14 protein-coding genes and 1 rRNA gene are annotated in these 16,537 nt (G+C 67.6%); 11 read left to right on the top strand and 4 right to left on the bottom strand.

The features are described from left to right. The first annotated feature begins 102 nt into the window (after nucleotides 1–102). The 4 genes from rrf (at nucleotide 103) to A5789_RS38065 (ending at nucleotide 2,276) form a co-directional block, all read left to right on the top strand. Nucleotides 103–219, top strand: a 5S ribosomal RNA gene (gene rrf, locus A5789_RS24345). 266 nt (nucleotides 220–485) lie between these two features. Continuing rightward, the gene (locus A5789_RS24340; RefSeq protein WP_030516133.1) at nucleotides 486–1,229 is read left to right on the top strand and encodes a rhomboid-like protein; all 744 of its coding nucleotides are present in this window, start codon (nucleotides 486–488) and stop codon (nucleotides 1,227–1,229) included. A gap of 45 nt (nucleotides 1,230–1,274) precedes the next feature. Then, nucleotides 1,275–1,964 (top strand): endonuclease NucS, encoded by a 690-nt coding sequence (gene nucS / locus A5789_RS24335; RefSeq protein WP_063012275.1) that lies wholly within the window; start codon nucleotides 1,275–1,277, stop codon nucleotides 1,962–1,964. Nucleotides 1,965–1,973: 9 nt separating this feature from the next. Further along, nucleotides 1,974–2,276 (top strand): hypothetical protein, encoded by a 303-nt coding sequence (locus A5789_RS38065; protein WP_064907105.1) that lies wholly within the window; start codon nucleotides 1,974–1,976, stop codon nucleotides 2,274–2,276. Between the two features lie 101 nt (nucleotides 2,277–2,377). Here the strand turns inward: A5789_RS38065 and A5789_RS24325 are convergent, their stop codons facing one another. Together A5789_RS24325 and mce are read right to left on the bottom strand one after the other, a co-directional pair. Further along, on the bottom strand, nucleotides 2,378–3,370 hold the full coding sequence (locus A5789_RS24325; protein WP_064907103.1) for a hypothetical protein: 993 nt from the start codon (nucleotides 3,368–3,370) through the stop codon (nucleotides 2,378–2,380). A gap of 86 nt (nucleotides 3,371–3,456) precedes the next feature. Beyond that, nucleotides 3,457–3,927, bottom strand: a complete 471-nt coding sequence (mce, locus tag A5789_RS24320; protein ID WP_030516129.1) for a methylmalonyl-CoA epimerase — start codon at nucleotides 3,925–3,927, stop codon at nucleotides 3,457–3,459. Nucleotides 3,928–4,060: 133 nt separating this feature from the next. Between mce and A5789_RS24315 the strand changes: the two genes are divergently transcribed. The 4 genes from A5789_RS24315 to A5789_RS24300 all read left to right on the top strand — a co-directional run bounded on the left by A5789_RS24315 (nucleotide 4,061) and on the right by A5789_RS24300 (nucleotide 7,064). Then, on the top strand, nucleotides 4,061–5,242 hold the full coding sequence (locus A5789_RS24315; RefSeq protein WP_063012271.1) for an acetyl-CoA C-acetyltransferase: 1,182 nt from the start codon (nucleotides 4,061–4,063) through the stop codon (nucleotides 5,240–5,242). 70 nt (nucleotides 5,243–5,312) lie between these two features. Continuing rightward, entirely contained in the window at nucleotides 5,313–5,666 is a 354-nt protein-coding gene (locus tag A5789_RS24310; protein ID WP_051756420.1) for a DUF3817 domain-containing protein, read from the top strand. 61 nt (nucleotides 5,667–5,727) lie between these two features. Then, nucleotides 5,728–6,576 carry a tetratricopeptide repeat protein gene (locus A5789_RS24305; protein ID WP_063012269.1) on the top strand — a complete coding sequence of 283 codons (849 nt, stop codon included), beginning with the start codon at nucleotides 5,728–5,730 and terminating at the stop codon, nucleotides 6,574–6,576. Nucleotides 6,577–6,695: 119 nt separating this feature from the next. Further along, complete coding sequence (locus A5789_RS24300) at nucleotides 6,696–7,064, top strand: SSI family serine proteinase inhibitor (RefSeq protein ID WP_146098814.1); 369 nt, start codon at nucleotides 6,696–6,698, stop codon at nucleotides 7,062–7,064. Nucleotides 7,065–7,099: 35 nt separating this feature from the next. Here A5789_RS24300 and glgB read toward each other — a convergent pair whose 3' ends face one another. Together glgB and A5789_RS24290 are read right to left on the bottom strand one after the other, a co-directional pair. Beyond that, nucleotides 7,100–9,310, bottom strand: a complete 2,211-nt coding sequence (glgB, locus tag A5789_RS24295; RefSeq protein ID WP_082940918.1) for a 1,4-alpha-glucan branching protein GlgB — start codon at nucleotides 9,308–9,310, stop codon at nucleotides 7,100–7,102. Between the two features lie 34 nt (nucleotides 9,311–9,344). Then, nucleotides 9,345–11,348 carry an alpha-1,4-glucan--maltose-1-phosphate maltosyltransferase gene (locus tag A5789_RS24290; RefSeq protein ID WP_064907101.1) on the bottom strand — a complete coding sequence of 668 codons (2,004 nt, stop codon included), beginning with the start codon at nucleotides 11,346–11,348 and terminating at the stop codon, nucleotides 9,345–9,347. 183 nt (nucleotides 11,349–11,531) lie between these two features. Here A5789_RS24290 and A5789_RS24285 point away from each other — a divergent pair, with 183 nt between their 5' ends. From A5789_RS24285 to A5789_RS24275, 3 genes are all read left to right on the top strand, one after another. After that, entirely contained in the window at nucleotides 11,532–12,293 is a 762-nt protein-coding gene (locus tag A5789_RS24285) for a dienelactone hydrolase family protein (protein ID WP_064907099.1), read from the top strand. A gap of 81 nt (nucleotides 12,294–12,374) precedes the next feature. After that, nucleotides 12,375–14,960, top strand: coding sequence for an alpha-glucan family phosphorylase (gene glgP / locus A5789_RS24280; protein WP_064907097.1), 2,586 nt, complete (start codon nucleotides 12,375–12,377; stop codon nucleotides 14,958–14,960). A gap of 135 nt (nucleotides 14,961–15,095) precedes the next feature. Further along, complete coding sequence (locus A5789_RS24275; RefSeq protein ID WP_064907095.1) at nucleotides 15,096–16,460, top strand: NCS2 family permease; 1,365 nt, start codon at nucleotides 15,096–15,098, stop codon at nucleotides 16,458–16,460. Nucleotides 16,461–16,537: the final 77 nt, after the last annotated feature.

Here is a 16,537-nt window from a genome sequence, read left to right as displayed (position 1 = left end):
GTGACTGGTACTAATAGGCCGAGGACTTACCAACAAAGCTGCTACGCGTCCACTGTGCGGTATCTGAAACAACACACAACTGTGTGGATAGTTTCATAGAGTTACGGCGGCTATAGCGGTGGGGAAACGCCCGGTCCCATTCCGAACCCGGAAGCTAAGGCCACCTGCGCCGATGGTACTGCACTCGACAGGGTGTGGGAGAGTAGGACACCGCCGGAACATACATTCAGGTAAGGCCCCCAACCAGCAGGTTGGGGGCCTTACCCATATACGGACCCGGTCGGGTCCATGCGTGCGTCGCCGGCCGAGTCGACTTGCGACTCGCCCGGCGGATTTTCGGGCGAATGGGATCGGTTCGGGTGGGTATCCCCGGGTTCACAGGACTTTCCTAAGTAAGCCTGACACCATTCGGGGGATCGATCGGGATCATGGATGGTGTCGACCCGGTGCAATCGGTACCGGTCTGGTAGCGGAAGGTGATCGGAATGGTTCTACTCCAGGAGCCGGCCACACAGTCAGCACTGGAGTCCGGCCCCGCGCAGGCCGGCCGTTCCCTCACGCTGCGGGATCGATTCAAGCTGCCGATGACCTACAGCTACGGCGCCCTGCTCATCGCGGTGACCGTGCTGGTGTCGGTACTCAGCGATACGCAGCAGACCCGCGTCATCCAGCATGCGAGCACCAATCTGCACAATCTGCTGGCCGGACGGTTCGGCACCCTGTTCTCCAGTGCGTTCGTGATCGGTGACGGCACCGCGGGCGCACTGCTCATCCCGCTGCTGGTCTGTCTGCTCATTCTGGCGGAATGGCGATTCGGCGCCCTGTCGCTGCTGCGCATCTTCATCGCCGGCCATATCGGCGCCACACTCCTCGTCGCCGGCGGCCTGTGGGTGGCGGTGAGCGTGAAATGGCTGCCGACGAGTATCTCCCTCGCCGAGGACGTCGGGGTCAGCTACGGCGCGCTGGCGGTCATCGGTTCGCTGATGGTGGTTCTGCCCGCCAAGTGGCGACCGACATGGGCCATCTCGCTCGGTGCCGTCGCCGTCGCGGGCGTCGTCATGGGCCACACCTTCACCAATGTCGGGCATCTGATCGCCCTGACGATCGGACTGCTCACCGGGTGGCTGCTGTTGCGCAGCGGTCATGCCCGCGCACACCGGCTCAACCGGTTCGAGACGGGTCTGCTCGTCATCGCGGCCGTACTCGGATACATCTTGCTCGTCGGCTGATCGCCCCGCGCGCAAGCGGTCTCGGCGAGGGCCTAAACTCGACCGGTGCGCCTTGTGATTGCTCGTTGCCAGGTCGATTACGTGGGTCGGCTCACCGCACATCTCCCGATGGCCCGCCGGCTGCTGATGATGAAAGCGGACGGCTCGGTGCTGGTGCATTCCGACGGCGGTTCCTACAAGCCGCTGAACTGGATGAGCCCGCCCTGCTGGATGGAAGAGCGCGAGACCGATGTCGAGACGATGCCCGACGGCTCCCAGCTCTGGGTGGTGACCAACAAAGCCGGTGAGGAGCTGCGGATCACTGTCGAGGACATCGAACACGACTCCGCGCACGAACTGGGCGTGGACCCCGGGCTCGTGAAGGATGGCGTCGAGGCCCATCTCCAGGAGCTGCTCGCCGAACACATCGGCACGCTGGGTGACGGCTATACGCTGATCCGCCGCGAATACATGACGGCCATCGGTCCCGTGGACATCCTGTGCCGCGACGCCGCCGGCGCCACGGTGGCGGTGGAGATCAAACGCCGGGGCGAGATCGACGGGGTGGAGCAGCTCACCCGGTATCTGGAATTGCTGAACCGGGATCCGCTGCTGGCACCGGTCACCGGTGTCTTCGCGGCACAGCAGATCAAACCGCAGGCGCGGACCCTGGCGACCGATCGCGGGATCCGCTGCGTCACACTCGATTACGACGCCCTGCGCGGCACCGACAGCACCGAATTCCGGTTGTTCTGAGGGCGGCTCGTGCCACGCCGGAAACCCCGTCCGACATCGTCGCGGCTCCCTCGGGAACCGCGGCCCATCGGTGACGTCTTCGGGCGCACCGAGGACGGGCGCGGTGGCGCGGAAACCTTCGTGGTGCGCACGATCCCGGGCTCCCGTGCGGTGAAGACCTACCGATGTCCGGGCTGCGATCACGAGATCCCGCCCGGCACAGCGCATATCGTGGCGTGGCCGGCCGACGGCGGCGAAAACGACCGTCGCCATTGGCATTCCGGTTGCTGGCGCGGGCGCCATACCCGCACGATCACGCGGCGCTGGTCGTAACCCGGCCCTGGGTGCGGGCATAGGGAAGGCCGCCCCCGCGGTGCGGGAGCGGCCTCGAAACGGGTGGTGAATGTGTCGCCCTGAGGGGGTGGCGCGTGTTGTCAGCTCGAGACTTCGGCGCTTTCGCGCTCTTCGTCGACGGACTCTTCGTCTTCCGCCTTGACCTCGGGGATGGCCTTCTGCCGGCCGGAACCGGACTGCTTACCGGACAGCGAACGCTGCTCCGGTGTACCGTCGAGCAGCTCGCTCTCGCGGTTGACCGCGGCCAGCATGGCCGGGACCGAATCGAGCTGGCCGCGGATACCCAGCAGCTGGGCCAGAACTCGGCCGCGCAGGACGCGCATCTCCTCGGCCAGTTCCTTGGCGTGCGCGATCTTGCGATCGGCGGACTGGGTGGCGGAGGTGACCAGGCGGTTGGCCTCGTCGGTGGCCTCTTTGATGCGCTGGGCGGCGTCGGAGCGGCTGGATGCCTCCAGCTCCTCCATGGCCTTGGTGAGCTTGGTCCGCTTCTCGGCCATCGTGGCCTCGAAGTCCTGCTGGGCGGCCTTGCGCTTGGCCTCGGCCTCCTTGGTGATGCGGGTGGCATCGGCCTGGGCGGCCTCGACGATCTTGGCCGACTCGGCGCGCGCGTTCGACAGCGTCTGCTCGAATTCGACCTCGAGCGCCTCGCGCTTCTCCTTGGTCTCGGCCAGCAGGGATTCGTACTTGCCACGCATCTCGGTGGCCTGCTGCTCCGCGATGGAGATCATCTCGGCAGCCTCGGCCTGCGCCTGTGCGCGGACCTCGGACGCCTCGTCGGATGCCAATCGCAGCATCCGGGAGATTCGGTCGCTCATGCCTTCCGCGGTGGTGGGCGGAACCGACAGGCGATCTACTTCCTTGCGAAGCTCATCGATCTCGTCGCGGGCGTCCTCCAGCTGGGCGGCCAGGTTACGGGCCTGAGCGGCGGCGGCATCGCGATCTGTTGCGGTGACCCTCAGCTCGGCATCGAAACGGTCGAAGTAATTGCGTACTTCGTCACGGTCGTAGCCTTTACGTACTACCGTGAAAGGCAACGCGACGAAGCGATTGCGATCGGGCTCAGTGGACGACATGCCCCACAAACTACAGCCTGTCGACCCACCATGGTGAGTCGACTGCGAATGTCGTTATGAACTGTTTCCGTGGCCGGATCGCGGTACTAGTGAGTAGGATTCGCGGCCGGTTCGACTAGTTCGACGAGCACACCGCCAGCATCCTTGGGGTGGATGAAATTGATCCGCGAGTTCGCGGTTCCGGCGCGGGGAGCGTCGTACAGCAAACGGACGCCGCGGCCTCGCAGGAAAGTAGCTACCGCGTCGATATCGGTCACGCGGTAGGCCAGTTGCTGCAATCCGGGGCCGTTGCGGTCGATGAACTTGGCGATCGTGGACTCCTCGTTCAGTGGCGCCAGCAACTGCAGAGCAGTGGCGTCGTCGCCGGAACCGGGCAGCGACAGCATCGCCTCGTGCACGCCCTGGGCCTCGTTGACCTCACGGTGGGTTTCGACCATGCCGAGATTGTCCGAATACCACGCCACGGCGGTATCGAGATCGGGCACGGCGACGCCGACGTGATCGACGGCGATGACGTAATCGGCGGGAATGAAAGCGGACGTATCGGTAGTGCTCACTCTACGAAGGTAGCGCGCACCTACCTGGAGCTGCCGGGACGGGAAGGGTTACCGTTGAGTACGAGAGCGGCCCGTCGCCGAGTACGAGGGCGGCACGCCGCTGCGTCCCCGAATGTGAGAAGCGAGGTTCATCGTGGCCACCACCTCTGTCATCGTCTCCGGCGCCCGTACTCCGGTGGGTCGGCTGCTCGGTGGGTTGTCCGGGTTCTCCGGTTCGGATCTGGGTGGTTTCGCCATCAAGGCGGCGCTGGAAAAGGCTGGGGTGGCGCCTGAGCAGGTCGACTACGTGATCATGGGTCAGGTGCTGACCGCGGGTGCGGGCCAGATTCCGGCGCGTCAGGCCGCGGTCGCGGGTGGTATTCCGATGGATGTTCCGGCGGTGACGCTGAACAAGGTGTGTTTGTCGGGTATCAACGCGATCGCGTTGGCGGATCAGCTGATTCGCGCCGGTGAGTACGAGATCGTGGTGGCCGGTGGTCAGGAGTCGATGAGCCGGGCCCCGCACATGCTGGAGAAGTCCCGTGAGGGCTTCAAATACGGTGATGTGACCCTGCGTGACCACATGGCCTACGACGGGCTGCACGACATCTTCACCGACCAGGCGATGGGCGCGCTGACCGAGTCCCGCAACGCCGGTGACGGGATCGGCCGCGCCGAGCAGGACGCGTTCGCCGCCGCTTCGCATCAGAAGGCGGCCGCGGCGTGGAAGAACGGTGTGTTCACCGACGAGGTGGTGCCGGTGTCGGTGCCGCAGCGCAAGGGCGATCCGATCGTGGTGAGCGAGGACGAGGGCGTGCGCGCGGATACGACGGTGGAGTCGCTGGGCAAGCTGCGCCCGGCCTTCGCCAAGGACGGCACCATCACCGCGGGGTCGGCGTCGCAGATTTCCGACGGTGCGGCCGCGGTGGTCGTGATGAGCAAGGCCAAGGCCCAGGAGCTGGGGTTGAGCTGGCTCGCCGAGATCGGGGCCGCGGGTGTGGTGGCCGGTCCGGATTCGACGCTGCAGGACCAGCCCGCCAACGCCATCGCGAAAGCCTGCGCGAAGGAAGGTATCTCCCCGGCGGATCTGGATCTGGTGGAGATCAACGAGGCCTTCGCGGCGGTCGGGATCGCCTCGACCCGCAAGCTGGGGATCGATCCGGAGAAGGTCAACGTCAACGGTGGTGCGATCGCGATCGGTCACCCGCTGGGCATGTCGGGCGCGCGGATCGTGCTGCATCTGGCGCTGGAGCTGAAGCGCCGCGGTGGCGGTGTGGGTGCGGCGGCGCTGTGTGGTGGCGGCGGCCAGGGCGACGCGCTCATCGTCCGCGTCTGACCTCGATTCGCGCTGTGGCATGACCCACACCTACTACGACGCTGCGTAGTCGTTGGGCACAATGGTGGCCATGGGCGAATTCTTCGACGTGAGCACCGTGGCCAAGCGGGTGCGTCTGTTCGGACTGCTGGAAGCGCCGTCGTGGGCGCTGTTGCTGCTCGGTTCCGTGCTCAAGCGGCTGCCCGAACCCATCACCTGGCCGGTGATGGTGTTCGGCATGCTGCACGGGCTCATCTTCGTGTTGTACGCGGTGAGCCTGCTGCTGGCGTGGCGCGAATACGAATGGCCGGGTAAGACGATCCTGCTGGGGCTCGTCTCGTCGGTGGTGCCGTTCTCCTCGGTGTGGTTCGAGCGCTGGGCGATTCGGACCGGACAATTGGGAGAGCTGAGCCCGGCCGCGGCCCCGGCGCCCGCCGCGTCGTGACAAACTGGATGTCGTGACTCGACCTGCTGCACGTCGTCCCTCGCCCGCCGCTGCCGCTGCCATGTCCGGCGCGGTGGATCTCTCCGCTCTGAAACAGCCGGCCGCCACGGACGTCCCGGGCGATCACGCCGTCACCGAGGCCGATTTCGAGACCAAGGTGCTGCGGCGATCGCTCGAGGTGCCGGTTGTCGTCGTCCTGTATTCGCAGCGCAGCCCGGGAAGTGTCGAACTGGTCAAGCTCTTCGAGCGGCTGGTCGGCAGCGCCGGGGGCAGCTGGGAGCTGGCCACCATCGAGGCCGAGCCGAATATGCGGATCGCGCAGGCCTTCGGGGTACAGGGCATTCCGACCGTGATCGCGGTGGCCGCCGGGCAGCCGCTGGCCGACTTCCAGGGCTCGCAGCCCGAGGAACAGGTCAAGCAGTGGCTGGCCGCGGTCGTCGATGCGGTGCGGGGCAAACTCCCCGGCGCCGGTGACGACCAAGGCCAGGCGCCCGTGCCCGAGGATCCGCGGTTCGTGGCCGCCGAAGAGGCGCTCGATCGCGGTGATATCGCCGGGGCCGAAGCAGCCTACGAGGCGATTCTGGCCGCCGAACCCGCCAACGAGGAAGCCAAGGCGGCGCTGCGCCAGGTGCGGTTCTTCGGCCGTGCCCGCGAGCTGCCGGCCGATGCGATCGCGGTGGCCGACGCCGATCCCGGCAATATCGACGCCGCCTTCACCGCCGCCGATGCCGAACTGTTCAACCAGCAGCCCGAGGCCGCTTTCGATCGGCTGATCGGGTTGATCAAGCGGACCGCGGGCGACGACCGCAACCGCGTGCGCACTCGCCTGGTCGAACTGTTCGAGCTGTTCGACACCGCCGATCCGGTGGTCGTCGCGGCCCGGCGCAAGCTGGCGACGGCGTTGTACTGAGCCCGGCACCGTACTGAGCCACGCCGGTCGTCGCGGTGGTCGACCGATCGTCCGCGACGACCGATAATCGGCGCAGGCGCCGGCGGAATCCGCCGTCGGCGCGGGGACGGGAGGCCGATGTGAAGGCGACGATGCGTGGTCTGATCGGTGCCGCATGCGCCGCGGCAGTGCTGATGCCGGTGGGCAGCGCCGCGGCCCATGATGCGGCCACCCAATTGATCTTCACCCGCACCGAACCCGATCGCTCGCCTCGCACGGTCACGTTGACCTGCGATCCGACCGGCGGCTCACATCCCGAGGCCGCCGCCGCGTGCGCATATCTGGCCGATGCCGAACTGGCGTTACCCGATTCGGATTCCGGAGTTCGCTGTTTCCGGTACTACCCCGTGGAGTTGCGTGCGCACGGTACGGTTCGCGGCACCCCGGTGTCGATCGAGCACACCTATGGGTGTGTGGTCCCGGATCTGCCGGCGCCCTGGAAGTTCTGAGCCCGGGGCGACCGTGCGCGCCGCCCATCCGATCGTCACCGCCGAGAACGCAACGCGGTGCGCGCTGCATCATCCGTTGCCGATGCTGCGGTGGTGATCGGGGTCAGCCAGATCGCGCTGTTGGCGGCGAAGGTGACCTCCGCCGAATAGGGCCGGCCGTGCCAGGGGCAGGCGGATGCCGATACCGCGCCGAGGTTGCCGGTGCCGCTGCCGCCGTACGAGGTGGCGTCGGTGTTGAGGATTTCGCGCCAGGTGCCCGACGCCGGCAGGCCGATGCGGTAGTCGCGGTGTTCGACGCCGGAGAAATTGAAGACGCAGGCCATGACCGAGCCGTCGGTGCCGTAGCGCAGGAAGGCGAGCAGGTTGTGCGCGTGGTCGTCGGCCTCGATCCAGGCGTAGCCACCGGGCGCCGTGTCCTGGGTCCACAGCGCGGGGTGGGCGCGATAGACGGTGTTGAGATCGGCGACGAGAGCGCGGATACCGTCGTGCAGGGGGTTGGCGAGTTCGTCCCAGTCCAGTCCGCGATCGTGTGACCACTCCCGGAACTGGCCGAACTCCTGGCCCATGAACAGCAGCTGTTTGCCCGGGTGCGCCCACATATAGGCCAGCAACGCGCGAACACCGCAGGCCTTGGCATAGTCGTCGCCGGGCATGCGGGTCCACAGCGTGCCCTTGCCGTGCACCACCTCGTCGTGGCTGATCGGCAGCAGATAGTTCTCACTCCACGCGTAGACCGCCGAGAACGTGATCTCGTTGTGGTGCCAGCTGCGATGCACCTGATCGCGTCCGAAGTAGCCGAGGGTGTCGTGCATCCAGCCCATATTCCATTTCAGGGTGAAGCCCAGCCCGCCGACCTCCGTGGACCGGGTGACGCCCGGCCAGGTGGTGGATTCCTCGGCGATGGTCACCACGCCGGGATGATCGGCGTGGACGGCGGCGTTCAACTCGCGCAGGAAGGCGACGGCCTCCAGATTCTCCCGTCCGCCGTGCACATTGGGCTCCCAGCCGCCCGGTGGACGCGAATAGTCCAGGTACAGCATCGAGGCGACGGCGTCGACGCGCAGCCCGTCGATATGGAACTCCTCGAGCCAGAACCGCGCGTTGGCGACCAGGAAGTTGCGCACCTCGTTGCGGCCGTAGTCGAAAATGTAAGTGCCCCATTCCAATTGCTCGCCGCGGCGAGGATCGGGATGTTCGTAGAGGGCGGTACCGTCGAAGCGGGCCAGGGCCCATTCGTCGCGCGGGAAATGGCCGGGAACCCAGTCGAGGATGACACCTATCCCGTGGGCGTGCAGGTGGTCGACGAAGGCGCGGAAATCGTCGGGGGAGCCGAAGCGAGCGGTCGGTGCGTAGTAGGAGGTGACCTGATAACCCCAGGAGCCGCCGAAGGGATGTTCCGCCACGGGTAACAGTTCGACGTGGGTGAAGCCCTGGGCCCGAACGTATTCCGCGAGCTGTTCGGCGGCGGTGCGATAGTCCAGCCCGGGCCGCCACGAGCCGAGATGAACCTCGTAGACGCTCATCGGCTCGCGGGTGGGGTCGCGCCGGGCACGGGTGGCGCACCAGTCCTGATCGGTCCACCGGTAGCCGGCGTCTGCGACGACCGACGCCGTCGCGGGCGGGGTCTCGGCGGCGAAGGCGAGAGGATCGGCATGGTCGGCGATCCGTCCGTCGGCGCCGTGGATGCGGTATTTGTAGCGCGTGCCCGCCGCGACGCCGGGTACGAACACCTCCCACACCCCGGACGATCCGAGCCGGCGCATCGGTGCACTGGTTCCGCTCCAGCTGTCGAAATCGCCGAAGACGGTCACGCCGCGCGCATTCGGCGCCCATACCGCGAACGACGTGCCGGTGACCTCGCCGTCGAGGGTGGTGTAGCGGCGTGGATGGGCGCCGAGTACCTCCCAGAGCCGCCGATGTCGTCCTTCGCCGAGCAGGTGCAGATCGAGTTCGCCGACGGTCGGCAGGAAGCGGTATCCGTCGGCGGTCAGCACGGTCCGGCTGCCCGGATACGACACGATCAGGCGGTAGTCCCACAGATCCGGAAATTCGACCACGCCCTCGAAGACCCCGTGGCCGATGGGGCGCAGCGGATGGTCGACGCCGCCGATGCGCGCCGACACCGAATCGGCATGGGGGCGAAGGGTTCTGATCACCGTACCGTCCGGATGCGGATGCGCGCCGAGGACCGTGTGCGGGTCGGTGTGGGTACCGGCGGCCAGCAACATCAGATCGCGCCGATTCATCGGCGCGGCCGCCGTGCCGTGGTCCGGCCTGCGGTCACCGGAAGGTCCTGCGGTAGGCCGATTCGGTGCGCGCGGCCGCGGAGACCGCCGGGAGGGCGAGGATGTGAGCGGGCGCGCGCACGGGGTCGAGTCGCACGTAATTGGTTTGCGCCCAGTGGTATTCCTCGCCGCTGATCTCGTCGTGGACCGTCGGCCGGTCGTGCCATTCGCGTCCGATGGCCGGCATGTCGAGCGAGATCATCCCGTCCTCGGCGCCGAACGGGTTGAGGTTGACCACGACCAGCACCGCGTCTCCGGAGCTCGGGTCGATCTTCGAGTACGCCAGCAGTGCCTCGTTGTCGACGTGGTGAAAGGCGATGCAGCGCAATTGTTGTAGCGCGGGATGGGCTCGGCGAATCTCGTTCAGCCGGGTGATCAACGGTTCCAGCGACTCGCCGCGGGCCGCGGCCTCGGCGAATCGTCGCGGGCGCAACTGGTACTTCTCGGAATCGAGATATTCCTCGCTGCCCGGACGCACCGCCTGGTGCTCGAAAAGTTCGAAGCCGGAATACATACCCCAGCTCGGACCCAGCGTCGCCGCCAGCACGGCGCGCACGGCGAACATGCCCGGACCGCCGTGTTGGAGGCTCTCGTGCAGAATGTCGGGAGTGTTGACGAACAGATTGGGCCGGGCCTCGTCGGCCTTGGCGGCGAGTTCGCGACCGAATTCGGCCAGTTCGTAGGCGCCGGTGCGCCAGGTGAAATAGGTATAGGACTGGGAGAATCCGCGCCGCGCCAGACCGTAGAGCCGGGCCGGGCGGGTGAATGCCTCGGACAGGAAGATCACGTCGGGATCGGTCCGGCGCACCTGCGCGATGAGCCATTCCCAGAAGTCGGCCGGTTTGGTGTGCGGATTGTCGACCCGGAAGATGGTGACTCCCAAGGCGATCCAGTGCCGCACGACGCCCAGGACGGCGGCGTAGAGCCCGTCCGGATCGTTGTCGAAATCCAGCGGGTAGATGTCCTGATATTTCTTCGGCGGATTCTCCGCGAACGCGATGGTGCCGTCGGGGAGGGTGGTGAACCATTCCGGATGGCTGCGCACCCACGGGTGGTCGGGCGCGCACTGCAGCGCCAGATCCAGCGCCACCTCGAGACCGAGTTCGCCTGCGGCACGGACGAATTCGGCGAAATCCGCCTCGCTCCCCAGGAGCGGGTGGACGGCGTCGTGGCCGCCTTCGGCCGAGCCGATCGCCCAGGGGGAACCGAAATCATCGGGACCGCAGGTCAGAGAGTTGTTGGGGCCCTTGCGATTCACCGTTCCGATCGGGTGGATCGGCGGCAGGTAGACGACATCGAAACCCATGGCCGCGATGCGTGGCAGTTCTTTCGTCGCGGTGGCGAAGGTGCCGTGCACCGGATTTCCGTCGGCGTCCCAGCCGCCGGTGGAGCGGGGGAAGAATTCGTACCACGAGCCGACCAGCGCTCGCCGCCGCTCGACCAGCACGGTGTGGGCCGGACCGCGGGTCACCAGATCGCGCAGCGGCGTCTCGCGCAGAATCTCGGCCACCTCGGCGCTGAAGGCGGGTGCCACCCGCGCCGGCAGTTGCGCATCGCTGCGCAGCGCGGCCGCGGCGGCGCGCAATTTCTCCCACTGGCGTTTCGGCACCGCCTGGGCCGCCCGTTCGAACAGCCGGGCACCGATCTCGAGATCGTTGGCCAGATCCGCCGCGCTCTGGCCGACGGCGAGTTTCGCCTCGACCGCGGCCCGCCACCCGGTGATCGGATCGCCCCAGCCTTCGACGCGAAAGGTCCACAGCCCCGGCGTATTCGGGGTGAAGACCGCGTTGAAGACATCGGGTTCGAACTCGGGCGCCATCCGGATCCGCTGGGTGCGTCCGCCGTCCGGTCCGCGCACGGCCAGAGTGGCCGCCACCGCGTCGTGGCCCTCGCGCCACACCACGGCTCGTACCGGCACCACCTCGCCGACCACGGCCTTGGCCGGATATCCGCCCGCGACGGCCGGGGCGGTGTCATCGATGGCGATGCGACCGGTCACGGCACCAACCGTACCGGTAGTCCGGGCGCGACCACGAACACGCGCGACGTGGGCCTGGGCGATTGCGGGCCGGAGGTGCCCGTGGCAGACTTTCCGGGGCGTTGGTTCCGTTTCTGTGGACGCCGGTGCGCACTACCGGCACGAACGAATTCGCCGAGAGAGCCGAGAGAAAGGGAATTGCGCATGACAGCGGGGCAGGGGCAGGCCGTGGAGATCGCGACGCCCGACGGTGTCGCCGACGCGTACGTCACCTATCCCGCGGCGGGCGGGAAGTACCCCGGTGTGTTGCTGTACATGGACGCGTTCGGACTGCGTCCGAGCCTGCGCGCGCTGGCCGACGATGTCGCCGCGGCCGGATACACGGTGCTGGTGCCCAACGTCTTCTACCGGCACGGCCGGGCGCCGCTGGTCGAGCTGCCGGATTTCATCGACCCGCAGCAGCGTCCGGACCTGTTCGCCACGATCGTCCCGATGCTGCGGGAACTCACCCGCGATCTCGTGGTCCGCGACGCCGGTGCCTATCTGGACTGGCTCACGGCGTTCGAGCACACGGCCGGCGGGCCGATGGCCACCGCCGGCTACTGCATGGGCGGCCGGTTGACGGTGTACACGGCCGGCGCGTTCGGTGACCGAATCGCGGCCGCGGCCGGATTCCACACCGGGGGATTGGTCGTCGACGGCCCCGACAGCCCGCATCTCGCCGTCGAGAGTGCCACGGCGGAAATGTATTTCGGCCATGCCGACCAGGACCGCTCGCTGACGCCCGACCAGATCGAGACGTTCGACAAGGCGCTGGCCGCGGCCGGAGTGCGCTACCGCACCGAGGTCTACCCCGGCGCACACCACGGTTACACCCAGACCGACACCGCGGCCTACGACCGCGAAGCCGATGCGCGGCACCGGCGCGAACTGCTGGCCCTGCTCGCTCGGACGCTGCGGGGATAACACCTTTCGCAGCAGGTCAGCGCGCTGGCCCGGTCTCGGCGTGCGGGGTGCGGCCCGATACCGCCGTGTAGGGTCTACCCGGTGAAGGCATTGCGTCGTTTCACCGTTCGTGCCCATCTGCCACAGCGGTTGGCCGCCCTCGGTGAGCTGGCCGCCAATCTGCGGTGGTCGTGGCACGGGCCTACTCAGGATGTGTTCGCGCAGCTGGATCCCGAGTTGTGGGCGCGGGTCGGCCGCGATCCGGTGCGGATGCTCGGCGAGGTGGACGCGGAGCGGCTCGACGAGTGGGCCGCGGACCCCGATTATCAGGCGGCCGTCGACGCCGCCGAGGCCGACCTGCGGGACTATCTGACCAGACCCAGCTGGTTCGCCGAACATAACGCCGCGCAACCGCAAACCCCGGCGCCGCGCGGTATCGCCTACTTCTCCATGGAATTCGGTGTGACCGAGGTGCTGCCGAATTACTCGGGCGGGCTGGGAATTCTGGCCGGTGACCATCTCAAGGCGGCCTCGGATCTGGGATTGCCGCTGATCGGCGTCGGCCTGCTGTATCGGTCGGGCTATTTCCGGCAGTCGCTCACCGCCGACGGCTGGCAGGCCGAGCGCTATCCCGACCTCGATCCGCAAGGCCTGCCGCTGCGACTGCTGGCCGAGGAGGGCGCCCCGGTGCTCGTCCACGTGCCCATGCCCGAGGGCCGGGTGCTGCGCGCCCGGGTGTGGATCGCGCAGGTGGGGCGAATTCCGTTGCTGCTGCTCGATTCCGATATCAGCGACAACGATCCGGAACTGCGGGCGGTGACCGATCGGCTCTACGGTGGCGATCAGGACCACCGCATCAAACAGGAGATTCTGGCCGGCATCGGCGGCGTGCGCGCGATCCGCGCCTATACCCGGGCGCGCGGTCTGCCGGATCCGGACGTGTGGCATATGAACGAGGGCCACGCTGGATTTCTCGGGATCGAGCGGATCCGCGAATATATGTCGGGCGAAATGGATTTCGACTCCGCGCTCGCCGCGGTGCGGGCCGCGACCGTCTTCACCACGCATACTCCGGTGCCCGCCGGTATCGACCGGTTCGCCGCCGGGCTGGTCCGCCGCTACTTCGGCGGCGCCCACGGGGAACGGGAATCGCCACTGCTGCCGGGAATTTCGGTGGACCGGATCCTGGCGCTGGGACGTGAGGCCGATCCTTCGGTGTTCAACATGGCCCACCTCGGTTTGCGACTCGCCCAGCGCGCCAACGGTGTTTCGCGCTTGCACGGCGAGGTCAGCCGCGACATGTTCGCGCCGCTGTGGCCCGGATTCGACGCGGCCGAGGTGCCGATCGGTTCGGTGACCAACGGGGTGCACGCCCCGACCTGGGCGGCTCGCGAATGGATAGACAAGGCGCGCGATCTCGTCGGGCCGGAGCTCGTGGCCGAGGCGCGCGGCTGGGAACAGCTGCGGTCGGTGGATCTGCGCGAGCTGTGGGAGACCCGGGCGGCGCTGCGTGCGGTGCTGGTCGCCGAGGTGCGTCGCCGGCTGCGGGATTCCTGGCTCGAACGCGGCGCGGCCCCGGCCGAATTGGGCTGGGTGGACGAGGTTTTCGATTCCGGGGTGCTGACCGTCGGATTCGCCCGGCGCGTGCCCACCTACAAGCGGCTCACGCTGATGCTGCGCGATCCGGACCGGCTGCGCGCGCTGTTGCTCGATCCGGAGCGGCCGCTGCAACTGGTGGTCGCGGGTAAGAGCCATCCCGCCGACGACGGGGGTAAGGCACTGATCCAGCAGGTGGTGCGGTTCGCCGACGATCCGGCGGTGCGGCACCGCATCGTGTTCCTGCCCGACTACGACATGTCGATGGCCCGCTACCTCTACTGGGGTTGCGATGTGTGGTTGAACAATCCGCTGCGTCCGCTGGAAGCCTGTGGGACCTCCGGGATGAAGGCCGCACTCAACGGCGGCCTCAATCTCTCCATCCGCGACGGCTGGTGGGACGAAATGTACGACGGCGACAACGGCTGGGCCATCCCGACCGCCGACGGCGTCCGCGACGAACATCGGCGCGACGATCTGGAGGCGGCCGCGCTGTACGAGATGCTGCAGCGCTCGGTGCTGCCGCGGTTCTACGAGCGCGACGACTCCGGCCTGCCGGTGCGCTGGATGGAAATGGTGCGCCACACGCTGCGCACCCTTGGCCCGAAGGTGCTCGCCTCGCGCATGGTCCGCGACTACACCACCGGCTACTACCTTCCGGCCGCCGCGTCGTACGCCGCGGTCGCGGCCGACGACTTCGCCGGGGCGCGGGAGCTGGCCGACTACCGCCGCCGCCTCGAGGGGGCGTGGTCGCAGGTGAAGGTCCTGCAGGTCGACAGCTCCGGCCTGCCCGATATTCCGGTGATCGGTGCGGAACTGTCGCTGCGGGCCCGCATCGATCTCGCCGGGCTGTCCGTCGGCGACGTGGTGGTGCAGGCGGTATTGGGCCGGGTCGGTTCCGACGACGAGCTGACCGATACCGAGGTCGTAGACATGGACCACATCGCCACGGATGCCGGCACCGAGCAGTTCGCGGTCACCACGCCGGTGCCGCATTCGGGTGCCGTCGGGTATACCGTCCGCGTGCTGCCCAGACACCGTTTGCTGTCGGGCCCGGCGGAACTCGGATTGGTCGCCGCGGCGCGGCCGTAGAACGTCTGGTCAGCGCGGATATCGGGGAACGTGATTTGCCGCATGTTCGCCGATCTGAATGGCATCGACCGGTCCGGGACCGATACGGTGCCCTCGGCAGTCCGATAGGTCCGGGGCGAGGGTGGAGAGCAGTACATGAGCAGTGTCGACGTCCTGTCACGGTCCAAGGGACGCCTCGATTCCTACTTCGGAATCGCGAGGCTCGGATCGACCATGAAGCGCGAGCTGATGGCCGGCACCGTCACCTTCCTGGCGATGTCCTATGTGCTCGCGGTCAACCCGGCGGTTCTCGGCGACCACGGTCAACTCGGATCGCGCGGCATTCCGACCCAGGCGGTGTTCACCGCGACCGCGGTGGCCGCGGTGGTGGGCACGCTCGTGATGGGGGTGTGGGCGCGCTATCCGATCGCGCTGGCGCCCGGGATGGGGCTCAACGCCTTCTTCGCGTATTCGGTCGTGCTGGGGATGGGGATCGACTGGCAGGTTGCGCTGTCGGGCACGCTGTTGTCGGGCATCATCTTCTTCGTCCTCGCTGTGACCAAGATCCGCGAGAAGATCATCGACGCGATTCCGCTGCAGCTGAAACTTGCCGTCGGCGCGGGGATCGGCATGTTCGTCGCGTTCCTCGGCTTCAAGAACGCCGGGATCGTGGTCTCGGATCCGGCGACCTTCGTACACCTGGGTGATTTCACCAAGGGGACCACGCTGCTGGCCCTGTTCGGACTGCTGGTGACGGTGGTCTTCCTGGTGCTGGGCTGGCACGGCGCGGTGCTGTACGGCATCGTCTGCACGACGGTCGTCGGCATCGTCAGCGGGCTGGTGCATCTGCCGCATCAGGTGGTGGCGCTGCCGCACGGGCTGGACCAGACCTTCGGCCAGGCCATCGTGAATCTGCCGCACGCCTTCACCGGCCAGATGGCGATCGTCGTGCTGACCATGCTGTTCGTCGACTTCTTCGACGCCTCGGGCACGCTGATCGGAATCGCCAACCAGGCCGGGCTGCTCGGGCCCGACGGGAAACTGCCGCGCGCCGCGCAGGCGCTGGCCGCCGATTCGATCGGTACCGCCGCGGGGGCGATCATCGGCACCTCGACGACCACCGCCTATGTCGAATCCACGGCCGGCGTCAGTGCGGGCGGGCGTACCGGGCTCACCGCGGTGTCGACCGCGGGGTGGTTCCTGGCCGCCATGTTCTTCTTCCCGATCTTCGCGGTGGTGGCCGACGTTCCCGCCGTGACCGCGCCGGCGCTGATCGTGGTGGGTGTGCTGATGTCGCGCGCGCTCGGCGACATCGATTGGAGCAAGCTCGAATTCGCGATTCCGGCGTTCATCACCGTGATCATGATGCCGCTGACCTACTCGATCGCCAACGGAATCGCGATGGGGCTGACCTTCTATCCCGTCGTCATGGTCGCGCGGCGGCGCGGGCGGGAGGTGCACCCGGTCATGTGGGTGCTGATGGCGGTCTTCCTCGCGTACTTCTTCTTCCTCGCCGAGTAGACCGCTCGGCGGCCGCCGATGAGTTCGGCGGGGATTCCTCGTCCTATGAGCAAGCCGGACGGAACGAACCGCACGGA

Origin of the sequence: Nocardia sp. 852002-51101_SCH5132738, from assembly GCF_001665695.1 — a bacterium.
In the GTDB taxonomy this organism is placed as follows: domain Bacteria; phylum Actinomycetota; class Actinomycetes; order Mycobacteriales; family Mycobacteriaceae; genus Nocardia; species Nocardia nova.
This window is presented reverse-complemented; position numbering and strand designations above follow the sequence as displayed.